This is a genomic window from Chelativorans alearensis (assembly GCF_010993735.1).
GTDB lineage: Bacteria > Pseudomonadota > Alphaproteobacteria > Rhizobiales > Rhizobiaceae > Chelativorans > Chelativorans alearense.
Genome location: NZ_WQNI01000018.1, coordinates 1 through 12,761 on the forward strand (window position 1 = coordinate 1; position 12,761 = coordinate 12,761).

The window sequence follows — 12,761 nt, forward strand, 5'->3', positions numbered from 1 at the left end:
CCCGACGCGCTCGCGGCCGCCGCCGCGCTCGACCACGGCCCCGTCGACCTGCCGGGGCCGACCGGCGAGGCAAACGCCCTGCAGCTCGTCCCGCGCGGCCGCGTCCTTTGCCTGGGCGCGGAGGGTGAGGCGCTCGCCGCGCAGGTGGTGCAGGCGCTCGCTGCGGGCAACGCGGTCCTGGCGGTCGGCGAGGGTGCGAGCGCGCTCCTGCAGCCGCTCATGAAGGAAAACCTGCCGCTTGCGGTCATCGACGGCGCGGTGGCGCCGGAGAGCCTGGAAAACCTGCCGGTCGATCTCGTCGCCGCCACCGGCGACAAGGCGTGGCTTGCCACGCTGAGACGCGCGCTCGCCCGTCGCGAAGGGCCGATCGTGCCGCTGGCGACGGAGACCATCCTTCCCGCCGCCTACGTGCACGAACGGGCCGTCTGCGTCGACACCACGGCAGCGGGCGGCAACGCGAGCCTTCTGGCGGCTGTGTGAGAATTTGGTTCCAGGCGCAGCCTAACCAAGCGCGGCATCCCGCCCTCGTCCTTCGACAGACTCAGGATGAGGGCTGTGTTTTGCGCCCTTACGTCGGCGTTGGGGCTTGCGCCGGCGTCGCCTTGCCTTCACCCTCATCCTGAGCCTGTCGAAGGCACGCACTATGCCCCCTCGACCGCCGTAAACCCTTCAAACACCGGCGGACCCTTATACAGCCCCCTGTTCTGGCCGGCGTTCTTGTGCGCATTGCGAAAATTCTCCGACTTCGTCCACGCCACGAAATCCTCGTGGCTCCGCCAGATCGTGTGCGAGGCGTAGAGCGTGTAGCCTTCCTCGGCATTGCTCGGCCCGCGCAGCAGGCGGAACTCGACGAAGCCGGGCATCTCCTTGAGGCTCGAATCCCGGTTCTTCCATACGTCTTCGAACGCCGCCTCGGAGGCTTCGAGCACCTTGAAGCGGTTCATCGCGATGAACATGCCTGATCCTTTCACTCGCTCTTTGCGCCTGCCTTGGCTTCCGGCACGGGAAACGGCAGCACATTGCCGGAAAGCGCTCCGGCCAGCGCCGGTATCGGGCTGGGCCCAGCCTGCCGGCCAATCTCGGCCATCTTGGGATTTGCTTCAATGGCGGTGCGGTGACGCAGGAGCGCCAGCAGTTCGGGCCTGAGCCCGTCGCCACGCGGAGCGGCCAGTTGGTGGAGCCTTTCGAAGGGAAGCATCGTCGATCCTTGTTCTTAGCGGGTGAAGGCGAGCGGCACCGTGAAGGGCCAGGACGAGCGTCCGGCGCCGTCGGGAATGGCCGGGAAGGGCGCGGCCCGCTGCACGCTCTCAATGGCCGCCTGGTCGAGGATCGGCGAGCCGGAGCTGCGCACGACGCGGATGCCGCTCACCGCCCCGTTGCCGGCGACGGTGAAGGCCACGCCCACCTCGCCGCGCAGCCGCTCGCGCTGCGCGGCACGCGGATAGCGCAGCGCCCGCCGCAGCCTGGAGACGATCTTGCCGGGATAGTTCGAGACGGCGGCGTTGCCGATCGCCGTTGCGCGGGCGGCCGTCCGGCCGCTGTTCGCCCTGGCGCTCTGCCCATCCTCTGAGGAGCCGCGCCTGGCGTCCTGGCTGTCGCGCCCGCCGGAGCCGGCGGAACGTTGCGCCTGTCGCCGCACCGGCGGCTGCACCGCGGCCTGCCTCGTCTCCTTCGGCGGCTCGTAGTCGGGGCGCGGCGTCGGGCGCGGGACGTCCACTATCGCCGTCACCGTCTCCTCGGGCTCGGCGGGCTCGATCTCGGCCGCCTCCGGCTCGGAGGGTTCGGCCTCCTGCGTTTGCGCGTCGGGCGTCGTCTCGGCCTCGGCCGGGACTACGGTCTCGACCGGAGGAACCGCCGTTACGACCGGCGCTTCGACCGCCGTCGTCTCGGTGGGCTCGACCGGTGCGGCCTCCACCGGCGCCTCGGTCACGGGCTCCACCGTCTCGGCCGGCGTTCCCGCCGCCGAAAGATCGGCGAAGGCGTTGCCCGCCATGGCGATCTCGATGCTGGAGCCCCCGGCAATCTCCACCTCCGGCTCGCGCGGCAGCATGAAGACCGCCGCGCCGGCATGGATCACGCCGGAAAGGCCGAGCGCCAGGCCCCATTTCCACGCATTGCCCTTCATTCGGCCGTCCGCTCCGTGACGATGCTGATCTTGCCGGCACCGGCCTGCCGCAGGGCGCCGACGATCTCGATCAGCCTGGTCGCCGGTAATTCGCGGTCGGCCGCCATCTTCACCTCGAGAGCGCCTTCCGCCGCATCCTCCGCCTTGAGCGCATCCACATAGCTCGCCGCGTCCGTCGCCCGCCCGTGGGCGCGCAATTCGCCATCGCGCGTCACGAAAAGCGCGTCCGGGGGCTCGGCGTGTTCGGCCGCCGCCGTCGAGATCAGGTCGACATCGCGCTCGAGCGGCGGCGTCAGGGTGCCGGCGACCAGGAAGAAGATCAGCATCAGGAACACGACGTTGATCAGCGCGATCGTGCTTTCGCGCCGGCGGGCGGGCAGGGGACGGGAAAGACGCAGCATGGCATTCACCTCGCGACGGTAAGGTTGAGGGTCGTCTCGCCCCGGATGCGCTCGATCGCCGTGACGAGCTCCTGTGAGGTCACCTCGCCGCGCACCAGGAGAACGGCGCGCGCGGCGCCTCGTTCCTGCAAACGTTTCAACTCGGCCACGGCCTCGTCGGCGCCTGCCGAAACACCGTTCACCTGCCAGTCGCCGCCGTCGAGGCGGATCAGGACGTCCGGCGCCTCGGCGGCCGTCCCGGCGGAGGCTGCCCCGCCGGTCACCTCCACCTCGGCGAAGCGCACGAAGGTGGAGGACAGCATGAAAAAGAGCAGCAGCAGGAAGATGACGTCGATCAGCTGCGTCAGCGGCAGCGGGCGGCGGCGGGCGGCGGCAAGGTCAATGCGCATGGCCGACCCCCGCGACCGCATCCAGTGCTCCATCCCTCGCCCGCTCCCGCCCGCGGCTTTCAACGCCGTGCGAAAGCACCGCACCGGTCATGGTCTCGATCGCCACGCGCTCGTTTTCCAGCCGCGTCTCGAACCAGGTGAGCACCAGCGAGACGGGCATGGCGACGGCAAGGCCCGTCGCCGTGGTGAGCAGCGCCACCCAGATGCCGCCGGCCAAAAGCGACGGGTCGACCGCGTTGCCCGCCTCCTGGAGCTGGCGGAAGGCCTCGATCATGCCGAGCACCGTGCCGAACAGGCCGAGCAACGGCGCCACCTGGGCGATGGCGTCGAGCGCCCGGAAGCCGCGCTGCAGGTCGTGCAGACGGGTCAGCGCGATGCGGCCCACGTCGTCCTCGATCTCGGCTTTCGGCACGTTCCTGAGGGCGGCAAGGCGCATGCAGGCGGCAAGCGCCGTGCCGGCCGGCGAGCGGTCGCCCTCGAGCGCGCCGCGCGCCTCGCCGTAGCCCTCGTGGAACCAGGCGTGGAGCGCGCGCTCGGCGCGCCCGTGCCGGCCGACGCGCTCGCGCCAGAACTGCACGAGCTTCAGGAGGATGAGCGCCAGCGCGAAGACCGACAGGACGATCAAGAGGGCGACCACGGGGCCGCCCAGCGTCAGGAAGGAGGCGATGGTATCGAACAGTCCGGCGGGCATCTTTGTCTTATCCTTTCGCTGGCTTGTCTGCTTGCTTGAATGTTCAGGTGCCGAAGGCGACGCTGCCGCGCGTTTCGGTCTTGAGTGCGTCCATACAGGCGTTCTCGCCGCCCTCGCAGGCCGTCGCCCCGTTGATAAGGACGCGGCCGAGCCCTTCGCAGTCGATGTCGGGAAGGTCGAACTGGCGCACCTTGGTCTGGCCGTCGGGCAGGTCCTTGAAGTCGAGCACCGTCAGGCGCTCGACCAGCCCGTCCGTGCCGAACAGCGCCACCTCGTAAGCGGCCCGCTCGATGTCCTCGCCCAGCCGGTTGGCGGCGACGAAGGTCAGCCGGCAGCCGCGCTCCGTCGCCTCCGCCCCGTTGAGCTCGAGGGAAAGGGAAGGCGGCTCGCCGCCGCCCTGGGCGCCGGCGGTGAGGGTGCCCGCCGTCAAAAGAAGCGCCATCGAGGATGTCCGTGCAACGCGCCCCATGATCACCACCCGAACTGCTTGGCCAGCGAGACCTTGAAGGTCCGGCCCTTGGCGGGATCGTTGTGGAGGAACTCCTTGTACTGCTTGTCGAAGATGTTATCGACGCCGAGCCCCGCCTCCCAGCCGGCGAACTTCCCGTCGTCCGGCTTCCAGGTCAGGAAGACGTCGTGAACGTCGAAGGACTTGGCGAAGCGGCGCGAGCTGTCGGTCCAGTTTGCCTCCGACGAGCGCCGTGCCCGGTCCTGCGGCGCGGCCACGATGCGCGCCCTCCAGCCGAAGCGCAGGTCGTGCTGGGGTAATTTGCCGCCGAGCGTCAGGGACAGTTCGTGCGGGGCGATGGTGGTCAGATAGTCGTCCGTGTCCCGGTCCTTGCCGACCACATAGGAGTAGCCCGCTTCGGCGAAGACGTGGTCGGCGTCGTAGGCTGCCTCGACCTCGAAGCCGTAGATTTCGGCGCTTTCGATGTTCACATAGCCCGGCACCGGGACGAAGCCCGTCTGCCCGTCGAGCGCCGGGTTGGTGTCGATGAGGTCGTTGACGCGGTTGTAGAAGCCGGTCGTCTTGATCTGCAGGCTGTCGCCCGGCTGCGCCAGATCGTAACCGGAAACGGCGAAGCCGGCTTCGAAATTGTTCGAGCGCTCCTTCTTCAGGTCATAGCTCGGCAGATAGGCCGTGCGCGAGCCGGCGGTCGAGAACACTTCGTCGATCGTCGGAAAGCGCTCGGTGTGCGCGATGGAGCCGAAGATGGCGAAAGTGTCGTTGAAGCGGTAGTGCGCGGCGATCTTGGGCGAGAAGGCGAAGTCTTCCTCCGCCTCGCCGAGGTCGGTCGAATCGTCGGGCGACAGCCGGTGCCAGTCGATGCGCATGCCGGGGATGAGGGTCAGCCGCTCGTTCCAGACGAACTCGTTCTGGACGAACACGCCCGACTTCAGGTCCTCGCCCTCGGGGTGGAAGGTGATGCCCACCGGCGTGCCCGTGAGGTCCACCGCCTCGGCGCTGCGGATCTGATAGGCGGTCTGCCAGCCATAGGTGAGGTAGTTTTCCCAGCCCTCGCCGTGCCATTCGCTGGTGTTCTCGGCGTTGAACTGCCAGGTCTGGTAGCCGTAGTCGGTGTCGCAGAAGAGAGCGCTGGTGGCGCAGGTGAGGAAGGGCGGAACGCCGGAGGCATCCCTCTGCTCCACTGTCGTGTCGGAGAAGGAGGCCGACAGCTTCAGGTCGAGCCAATCGTTGTCCGAGAACGGGTTTTCATAAGAGACGACGGCCGTCTTGTCGATCACGTGGCGGTCGACCGTGCCGAAACCCGACACCGTGCCGCCGGAGACGGATCCGCCCACCTGCGCATAGTCCTGGTCGTCCGCGTCCGAATCCCACTGCTGGTAGGAAAGCCGCAGCGTTCCCTCGTCGCCGACCTTGAACGTGCCCTTGGCAAGGCCCGACCAGGCCTCGAAATCGGAACTGCGGATGGTGGTTCCGTTACCGGTGACATAGGGATCGGCGCGGCGGTAGTTGCCGGTGAGCAGGAACTCGGCGTTCTCGCCCATGCGCTGGGCGAGGATGACCGAGCCGAGCCAGCCATCCTTGTTGGAGTTGTAGCTGCTCTTCAGGCGCAGGGCGCCGTTCTGGCCGTCGGCGATGAAGTCGGAGGCGTCCTTGGTCTCGAACCGGATGACACCGCCCAGCGCGCCCGAGCCGTAGAGCGTGGAGGAGGCGGGACCGCGCAGCACCTCCACCCGCTTGTAGAGCTCCGGCTCGGAGAAGAAGCCGCCCATGCGGTATTGCTCGTAATATTTCGTCACCCCGTCGACGGTGACGATGATGCGGCCCTCCTCGTTGGCCGATTCGGGCGCGCCGATGCCGCGGATGTTGAACGTCTGGCCGAAGACGCGGTCGGAACCGGAGGTGTTGACGCCCGGCACGCGCTTCAGCATCTCGCCCACGGTCATGGGCTGCTCCTCGTCGATGTCTTGCTGGTCGACAACGGTCACCGATTGCGGCGTGTCGATCGCCACCTTCTCGACGCCCGCACCCACCACCAGCCGCTGCAGCGCGGTGACGCCGATCGCGTTGTCGGCGGCCTGTTGTGCCGCAGCACCATGCATTGAAAGAACGGTCATGACAGCCGCCCCGCCGAGCGTCGCCGTCCTGTGTCGAGCCAGTAGCCCCTTCATCTCTTTACCCCTGATGTTCACGCGGCCTGATGCTGGCTCGCCCTGAAATCCAGGCTTGCTGGCGTGCCTTGCCCCCGGCGGGCTAATTTGTTGACTTGATTTGTCCGGTATTGCAGTGTCTATAAAACATGATACTTTCTGTCAACAAATGCTCCGTGCGAAATATTCCGCCGTTGCGGCGGGGCGGGCGGGCGAAGATTTCACGTGACGAGGAGAGAGGGTTCAGACCATGAGAAGCGACATTTCGGCCGACAGGATTCAGCCCGTGCCCGTCCGTCAGGGCGTCGATTTTCGCAATAGCGGCGCAATCCCGGATCGCACCGTCACCAGCGACGACCTTTTCTGCGGCCGCCGCGAGATCGCCATCGAGCATGCCGGATCGTTCTACCGCCTGAAGATCACGCGGCAGGGCAAGTTGATCCTCAACAAGTGACGGTGGCGGACATGACGGTGAAGACGGTTCTTCAGCCCGAGGACATCCGGCGCAAGCGCGCCGAGAACCCGAAGATGCGCGAGCGCGACCTTGCCCGGATCCTGGGCATTTCCGAAGCCGAGCTGGTGGGCGCCCATTGCGGCCACGGTGCAACGCGCATCGCCCCGCGCGTGGCGGATTTTCTCGCCGGCATGCCGGCCGTCGGCAACGTGATGGCGCTGACGCGCAACGAAAGCGCCGTGCACGAGAAGATCGGCGTCTACGAGAATGCGAAGGCAACGGACAAAAGCGCCATCGTGCTCGGCAAGGACATCGATCTGCGGATCTTCCCCTCGCAATGGGCGCACGCCTTCGCGGTGGAGAAGCGGGACGGCAGCGACGTGCGCCACTGCCTGCAGTTCTTCGACCAGGCGGGCGATGCTGCGCACAAGGTGCACTTGCGGCCCGATTCGAATTTCTACGCCTACCAGAACCTTATCGAGGCGCTGGCCTCGGCGGACCAGAGCCCCGATGTGCAGGTGGGGCCCGTCAAGGAAAGCGGGCCGCCGCAAGAGAGCGACGACACGGTGACGCAGACGCTGCGCGAGCGCTGGAGCGCCATGACCGACGTGCACCAGTTCGCCGGCATCCTGCGCACGCTGAAGCTTTCGCGCCGCCAGGCCGTGCGCATGATCGGCGAGGAGTACGCCTGGCGGCTCGACGAAGGGGCGCTGCCGGCGATGATGAGCCATGCCGTGCAGCAGGAAATCCCCATCATGTGCTTCGTCGGCAGCCGCGGCTGCATCCAGATCCATTCCGGCCCGATCGCCAATGTGAAGACGATGGGCCCTTGGCTCAACGTCATGGACCCGACCTTCCACCTGCATCTGAGGCTCGACCACGTGATGGAGGTGTGGTCGGTGCGCAAGCCCAACAGCGACGGCCACGTCACCTCGCTCGAAGCCTACGACGGCAACGGCCGCCTCATCATCCAGTTTTTCGGCAAAAGGCAGGAAGGCGAGGACGAACGCGGCGAATGGCGCTTCCTCATGGAGCACCTGCCGCGCGTGCCGCGGGCGACGGCGGCTTGACGTTATGGGACTCCTTATGGCCGCGCGTCATCCCGGAAGCCAGAGCGAAGCGGAGGCTGTCCGGGACCCATTCCGGAACATGGAAGAGTCACGGAATGGGTCCCAGCTCGCGGTCGCTCTGCTCCCTTGGCCGGGATGACGCGCGGTTGTGGAGCAACGCGTGGAAGAGGGAACAAGGGCTCCGCGGTACCTCCGAGAGGCGATCATTAGGATAAAGGCTATGTTGAAAAATTCCGTTCCCCTCCGCCTACTCGGCGCCCTCATCGCCGCCGCTCTCCTGGCAGCCCCCACCAACGCCGCCGAAGACCTCCCCCAGCCCTTCGAGGACACCTCGCGCCTCGTCTCCATCGGCGGCTCGCTGACGGAGATCGTCTATGCGCTGGGCGAGGAAGAGCGCCTCGTGGCGCGTGATTCGACCGGCACCTTCCCGCCCGAGGCGCAAGACCTGCCCGATGTCGGCTACATGCGCGCCATTTCGCCGGAGGGCGTGCTTTCCGTCACGCCGAGCGCCATCCTGGCGCTGGAAGGCAGCGGCCCGCCCGAGGCCATGGAGGTGCTGGAAAAGGCGAGTGTGCCGCTCGTCGTGGTCCCCGAAACCTTCGACCGCCAAGGCATCCTGCGCAAGATCCGCTTCGTCGGCGCCGCCCTCGGCGCGAGGGAGAAGGCGGACGCGCTTGCCGCCACGGTGGAACGGGACATCGAGACCGCCGAGCGCCTGACGGACGGCGTCGCCGAGCCCAAGCGCGTGCTCTTCATCCTCAGCATGCAGGGCGGGCGCATCATGGCGTCGGGGAAGGGCACCGCCGCCGACGGCATCATCGCCATGGCCGGCGGCGTCAACGCCGTCGACGGGTTCCCCGGCTACAAGCAGGTCTCGGAAGAAGCGGTGGCCGAGGCACGGCCCGACGTCATCCTGATGATGGACCGCGGCGGCGACCACGGGGCCGCCGACGAGGAGCTTTTCAGCCATCCGGCCATCGCGCCGACGCCGGCTGCCCGCGACAGGGCGGTCGTGCGCATGGACGGCGGCTATCTCCTCGGCTTCGGCCCGCGCACCGCCAGCGCCATCCGCGACCTTGCCGCCGCCCTCTACGGCCCGCCGGCGGCGAACTGAGACGAGGACACGCACCGATGGCCCCCTCTCTTGCAAGTTCCAAGGGCTTGGCTTCGCCAAATCCAAGAATTTGCTTCCGAGCTTGTCGACGAACTCCCCCGCCGGCCGTTTCCTCCTTCTTGCCCTCCAACAGGCCTCACCCATGCCAGCCGGGATGATCTCCCTGCGCGGCCTGAGCAGCGCCCCTGTGGGCGACCGCTCGGCGCGGGCGCGGCTGGCGATTGCGCTTCTTGTCGCAATGCTTGTCGTGGTCGCCGCGGTCAGCACCGCCACCGGCGCCTCGGATGCCTCCGTCCTCGGCGTCATCAAAGGCTGGTTCCATACCAGCGAGGAGGCGCTATCGGCGCGCGACCGGCTCATCGTCTATGAAATCCGCCTGCCGCGCGTCGCGCTCGGCATCCTCGTCGGCGCCGCACTCGCCGTCTCCGGGGCTCTCATGCAAGGGCTGTTCCGCAATCCCCTGGCCGATCCGGGCATTGTCGGCGTTTCGGCGGGCGCGGGGCTCGGCGCCATCACCGTCATCGTTCTGGGAAGCACGGTGCTCGGCCCCGTCGTCGCCGTGTTCGGCATCTACGCCCTGCCGCTCGCCGCTTTCGCCGGCGGCCTGGTGACCACGCTAACCCTCTACCGTATCGCCACGCGCCAGGGCCAGACGTCGATTGCCACTATGCTCTTGGCCGGCATCGCGCTCGGCGCGCTTTCCGGCGCCCTGTCGGGCATCCTGGTCTACATCGCCGACGACCGGCAGTTGCGCGATCTCACCTTCTGGGGGCTGGGTTCGCTCGGCGGCGCCACCTGGACCAAGATCTGGGCCGCCGGTCCCATCATCCTTGCAGCGCTCGCCGCCGTTCCCTTCCTCGCCCGTGGCCTCAACGCCCTGGCGCTCGGCGAGGCCTCGGCCCGCCATCTCGGCATCCCCGCCCAGCGCATGAAGAACACCGCCATCCTCGCCGTCGCCGCGGCCACGGGCGCGGCCGTCGCCGTTTCCGGCGGCATCGGCTTCGTCGGCATCGTCGTGCCGCACCTGCTCAGGCTCGTCATCGGCCCCGACCACCGCTACCTGCTGCCGGCCTCGGCACTCCTCGGCGCCAGCCTGCTTCTCCTGGCCGATGCCGTCAGCCGCACCATCGTCGCGCCGGCGGAGCTGCCCATCGGCATCGTCACCGCCGTCTTCGGCGCTCCCTTCTTCCTGTGGGTGCTCCTGCGCCGCCGCGGCATCCTGGACCTCTAGAGCATGATCCCGAAAAGTGGACACCGGTTTTCGGAAAAGATCATGCTAAAACAAAAGGATGGACCATGATGGCGATTCAGCGAAGCGTCATCGTGATCCAGCGGAAAAAACCATGATCGAAGCCCGCAACGTCACCGTCTCCTTCGGCCGCACGCGCATCCTTTCCAGCGTCGGCTTCACCGCCGAGCCTGGCCGCGTGACGGCCATCGTCGGCCCCAACGGCTCGGGCAAGTCGACGCTCGTCAAGGCGCTCTCGGGCGATCTTCCCTATGGCGGCAGCATCACCCTCAACGGCCGCGAACTGGCGCAGATGAAGCCGGTGGAAGCGGCAGCCTTGCGCGCCGTGCTGCCGCAGGCCGTCGCGCTCTCCTTCCCCTATACGGTGCGCGAAGTGGTGCGGCTGGGGCTGATGGGCGGGCGCTCGGGCGCGCTCGCCGGCCAGGACGAGCACCTGCCGGAACGCGCGCTCGCCAAGGTGGACCTCTCCGGCTTCGCTGGCCGCTTCTACCAGGAGCTTTCCGGCGGCGAGCAGCAGCGCGTGCAGCTTGCCCGTGTGCTATGCCAGGTGTGGGCGCCGGTGCTCGAAGGCCGCCCCCGCTACCTCATCCTCGACGAGCCGATCTCCAGCCTCGACATCAAGCACCAGCTTCTCGTCATGAAGATCGCCCGCGAGTTCGCGGCGCGCGGGGGAGGGGTGGTCGCCGTCCTGCACGATTTGAACCTGACCGCCGCCTTCGCCGACCACGTGCTCGTCATGCGCCGCGGCACGAGCGCGGCGGCGGGAGCGCCGGACGCGGTGATGCAGGACGCGCTTCTGTCCGAAGTATTCGACTGCCCCTTGAAGGTCGGCGCTGTGCCGGCAGGGGCGACACCGTTCGTCCTGCCGCAGGCCGTACTGGCCTGAGCGCCCTTTTTGCGCCGCACAATTATTCGTTTGCACTTTCGCCCGTCATGCGCCATATGGGCCCCATAGGCGCATGGGCCGGACCCTCCGGCTTTCTCGCAAAGAGACTGGTTGCGTCTCATTCTCCCTAACGTTCCCTTTGGACCGGCAGGCGGGAAAAGCCCCGGGCGGCAACGCTTCGGGCGCGACAGCGCAGCCGCGCGGAGCACGTCTCCGCCGCCTTGTCGTCCATCCAGAACCCATTTCGGCAGGTTGCGCCCTGCCGCAATCCGATTCGCGCGCCGAACCCCGGCGCCGCTTATGAAAGAGATAAGAATTGACCAATGACAACAACGCGAAGCCGCTTGGCTTCGCACAGCTCGGGATCTCCGGCACACTGCTCGACGCGGCCATTGCCGCCGGCATGTCCACGCCCAAGCCCATCCAGGAAAAAGCCATTCCCGCCTTCCTTGAAGGCCGCGACATCCTGGGCGTCGCCCAGACCGGCTCCGGCAAGACGGCGGCGTTCTCGCTGCCCATCCTGTCGAAGATCATCGGCCTCGGCAACAAGCGCCGGCCGCGCACGGCGCGTGCCCTGGTGCTGGTGCCGACGCGCGAACTCGCGGTGCAGATCGAGAAGGTCGTGCGCGAACTCGCCAAGGGGGCGCATGTCTCCACCGCACTCGTGCTCGGCGGCGTCTCGCGCCGCAGCCAGGTAAAGCGCATGGCGCCCGGCGTCGACGTCCTGATCGCCACGCCCGGCCGCCTGACCGACCTCGTGCGCGAGGGCGAGATCGTGCTTTCCGACACCACCTGGCTCGTCCTCGACGAGGCCGACCGCATGCTCGACATGGGCTTCATCAACGACGTGCGCCGCATCGCCAAGGCGACACACCCCGCGCGCCAGACGGCGCTCTTCTCGGCCACCATGCCGAGCGAGATCGAGAAGCTTTCGGCAAGCCTTCTGCGCGAGCCCGTGCGTGTCGAGATCGCCCGCCAGGGCACCACGGCGGCCGAAATCCGCCAGAGCGTGGTGATGGCGCGCACCAAGCAGAAGCGCAAGGTGCTCTCCGACATGCTGGCCGACGATAAGATGCGCCAGGTGATCGTCTTCGCCCGCACCAAGCACGGCGCCGACCGCGTGACGCGCGATCTTTCGCGCGACGGTTTCGAGGCCGCCGTCATCCACGGCAACAAGTCGCAGAACGCCCGTCAGCGCGCGCTCGACGGCTTCCGCAGCGGTTCGGTGCGCATCCTCGTCGCCACCGACATCGCCGCGCGCGGCATCGACGTGCCGGGCATCAGCCACGTCGTGAACTTCGACCTGCCGGACGAGGCGGAAAGCTACGTCCACCGCATCGGCCGCACCGGCCGAAACGGCGCGACGGGCGAAGCCATCACGCTCTGCGACCCCGCCGAGGCCTCCAAGCTCCGCCAGGTGGAGCGCATCATCCGCATGCGCCTCGACGTGACGCAGGACGTCACGCGCGAGCCCGATCCCGTGCACCGCGATCCCGCGCCGGCCCGTCAGGAGCCCGCCAACGACCGCCCGCGCGCCTTCAAGCCGAAGGGCAACGGCGCCGGCGAGCGGCCGGGTTCCAAGCCTCCACGCCGCAAACGCAACCGCCGCGGCGGACCCAAGAACGGCGCCGTCCGCTTCGGCTCGAAGGCCGCCTGACGCACCTGAGCCGGCGATCGCAACGGTCGCCGGCCTCCCGCCAGGCGCATCGCCGCATTCTGGCCCCCGTCACCGCCCATCCTGGCACAATTGCCTGGCCACTCCCCCT

Annotated in this window: 14 protein-coding genes and 1 pseudogene; 7 read left to right on the forward strand and 8 right to left on the reverse strand. The window is 68.0% G+C overall.

What is annotated here, in order from left to right:
• Window positions 1-480: pseudogene (locus GPJ75_RS23390) on the forward strand (bifunctional proline dehydrogenase/L-glutamate gamma-semialdehyde dehydrogenase); the annotation flags it as partial.
• 161 nt (window positions 481-641) lie between these two features.
• Here GPJ75_RS23390 and hmuQ read toward each other — a convergent pair.
• Genes hmuQ through GPJ75_RS23430 form a run of 8 tightly spaced genes read right to left on the reverse strand, consistent with a single transcriptional unit; the run spans window position 642 to window position 6,189 of the window.
• On the reverse strand, window positions 642-956 hold the full coding sequence (hmuQ, locus tag GPJ75_RS23395; RefSeq protein ID WP_163271918.1) for a heme-degrading protein HmuQ: 315 nt from the start codon (window positions 954-956) through the stop codon (window positions 642-644).
• Between the two features lie 11 nt (window positions 957-967).
• Window positions 968-1,198 carry a hypothetical protein gene (locus GPJ75_RS23400; RefSeq protein ID WP_163271916.1) on the reverse strand — a complete coding sequence of 77 codons (231 nt, stop codon included), beginning with the start codon at window positions 1,196-1,198 and terminating at the stop codon, window positions 968-970.
• Window positions 1,199-1,213: 15 nt separating this feature from the next.
• Window positions 1,214-2,125, reverse strand: coding sequence for an energy transducer TonB (locus tag GPJ75_RS23405; protein ID WP_163271920.1), 912 nt, complete (start codon window positions 2,123-2,125; stop codon window positions 1,214-1,216).
• Window positions 2,122-2,526 (reverse strand): ExbD/TolR family protein, encoded by a 405-nt coding sequence (locus GPJ75_RS23410; RefSeq protein ID WP_163271922.1) that lies wholly within the window; start codon window positions 2,524-2,526, stop codon window positions 2,122-2,124. Before GPJ75_RS23410 ends, GPJ75_RS23405 begins: the two co-directional genes overlap by 4 nt.
• Window positions 2,527-2,531: 5 nt before the next feature.
• Window positions 2,532-2,915: a biopolymer transporter ExbD gene (locus GPJ75_RS23415; RefSeq protein ID WP_163271924.1), complete on the reverse strand. Its 384-nt coding sequence runs from the start codon at window positions 2,913-2,915 to the stop codon at window positions 2,532-2,534.
• Complete coding sequence (locus GPJ75_RS23420) at window positions 2,905-3,606, reverse strand: MotA/TolQ/ExbB proton channel family protein (RefSeq protein ID WP_163271926.1); 702 nt, start codon at window positions 3,604-3,606, stop codon at window positions 2,905-2,907. The genes GPJ75_RS23415 and GPJ75_RS23420 overlap by 11 nt, the downstream gene beginning before the upstream one ends.
• 43 nt (window positions 3,607-3,649) lie before the next feature.
• Window positions 3,650-4,048: a hypothetical protein gene (locus GPJ75_RS23425; RefSeq protein WP_246249231.1), complete on the reverse strand. Its 399-nt coding sequence runs from the start codon at window positions 4,046-4,048 to the stop codon at window positions 3,650-3,652.
• Window positions 4,049-4,077: 29 nt separating this feature from the next.
• Entirely contained in the window at window positions 4,078-6,189 is a 2,112-nt protein-coding gene (locus tag GPJ75_RS23430) for a TonB-dependent hemoglobin/transferrin/lactoferrin family receptor (RefSeq protein WP_205602622.1), read from the reverse strand.
• Window positions 6,190-6,472: 283 nt separating this feature from the next.
• Between GPJ75_RS23430 and hemP the strand changes: the two genes are divergently transcribed.
• The 6 genes from hemP to GPJ75_RS23460 all read left to right on the forward strand — a co-directional run bounded on the left by hemP (window position 6,473) and on the right by GPJ75_RS23460 (window position 12,652).
• Window positions 6,473-6,676 (forward strand): hemin uptake protein HemP, encoded by a 204-nt coding sequence (gene hemP / locus GPJ75_RS23435; RefSeq protein WP_159585992.1) that lies wholly within the window; start codon window positions 6,473-6,475, stop codon window positions 6,674-6,676.
• Window positions 6,677-6,687: 11 nt separating this feature from the next.
• Window positions 6,688-7,746, forward strand: a complete 1,059-nt coding sequence (locus GPJ75_RS23440) for a hemin-degrading factor (protein ID WP_163271932.1) — start codon at window positions 6,688-6,690, stop codon at window positions 7,744-7,746.
• A 220-nt stretch (window positions 7,747-7,966) separates the two neighbouring features.
• A complete protein-coding gene (locus tag GPJ75_RS23445; RefSeq protein WP_163271934.1) occupies window positions 7,967-8,860 on the forward strand; it encodes a heme/hemin ABC transporter substrate-binding protein in 894 nt (297 codons plus the stop codon).
• A 142-nt stretch (window positions 8,861-9,002) separates the two neighbouring features.
• Window positions 9,003-10,091 carry a FecCD family ABC transporter permease gene (locus GPJ75_RS23450; RefSeq protein WP_163271936.1) on the forward strand — a complete coding sequence of 363 codons (1,089 nt, stop codon included), beginning with the start codon at window positions 9,003-9,005 and terminating at the stop codon, window positions 10,089-10,091.
• Between the two features lie 112 nt (window positions 10,092-10,203).
• Window positions 10,204-10,995, forward strand: a complete 792-nt coding sequence (locus GPJ75_RS23455; RefSeq protein ID WP_163271938.1) for a heme ABC transporter ATP-binding protein — start codon at window positions 10,204-10,206, stop codon at window positions 10,993-10,995.
• Between the two features lie 316 nt (window positions 10,996-11,311).
• Window positions 11,312-12,652: a DEAD/DEAH box helicase gene (locus GPJ75_RS23460; protein WP_163271940.1), complete on the forward strand. Its 1,341-nt coding sequence runs from the start codon at window positions 11,312-11,314 to the stop codon at window positions 12,650-12,652.
• Window positions 12,653-12,761 lie beyond the last annotated feature (109 nt).

Bases quoted from the DNA above. Each gene is read 5' to 3' on its own strand.
- hmuQ (WP_163271918.1), bottom strand. From the start codon at position 956: ATGTTCATCGCGATGAACCGCTTCAAGGTGCTCGAAGCCTCCGAGGCG.
- GPJ75_RS23400 (WP_163271916.1), bottom strand. From the start codon at position 1,198: ATGCTTCCCTTCGAAAGGCTCCACCAACTGGCCGCTCCGCGTGGCGAC.
- GPJ75_RS23405 (WP_163271920.1), bottom strand. From the start codon at position 2,125: ATGAAGGGCAATGCGTGGAAATGGGGCCTGGCGCTCGGCCTTTCCGGC.
- GPJ75_RS23410 (WP_163271922.1), bottom strand. From the start codon at position 2,526: ATGCTGCGTCTTTCCCGTCCCCTGCCCGCCCGCCGGCGCGAAAGCACG.
- GPJ75_RS23415 (WP_163271924.1), bottom strand. From the start codon at position 2,915: ATGCGCATTGACCTTGCCGCCGCCCGCCGCCGCCCGCTGCCGCTGACG.
- GPJ75_RS23420 (WP_163271926.1), bottom strand. From the start codon at position 3,606: ATGCCCGCCGGACTGTTCGATACCATCGCCTCCTTCCTGACGCTGGGC.
- GPJ75_RS23425 (WP_246249231.1), bottom strand. From the start codon at position 4,048: ATGGCGCTTCTTTTGACGGCGGGCACCCTCACCGCCGGCGCCCAGGGC.
- GPJ75_RS23430 (WP_205602622.1), bottom strand. From the start codon at position 6,189: ATGACCGTTCTTTCAATGCATGGTGCTGCGGCACAACAGGCCGCCGAC.
- hemP (WP_159585992.1), top strand. From the start codon at position 6,473: ATGAGAAGCGACATTTCGGCCGACAGGATTCAGCCCGTGCCCGTCCGT.
- GPJ75_RS23440 (WP_163271932.1), top strand. From the start codon at position 6,688: ATGACGGTGAAGACGGTTCTTCAGCCCGAGGACATCCGGCGCAAGCGC.
- GPJ75_RS23445 (WP_163271934.1), top strand. From the start codon at position 7,967: ATGTTGAAAAATTCCGTTCCCCTCCGCCTACTCGGCGCCCTCATCGCC.
- GPJ75_RS23450 (WP_163271936.1), top strand. From the start codon at position 9,003: ATGCCAGCCGGGATGATCTCCCTGCGCGGCCTGAGCAGCGCCCCTGTG.
- GPJ75_RS23455 (WP_163271938.1), top strand. From the start codon at position 10,204: ATGATCGAAGCCCGCAACGTCACCGTCTCCTTCGGCCGCACGCGCATC.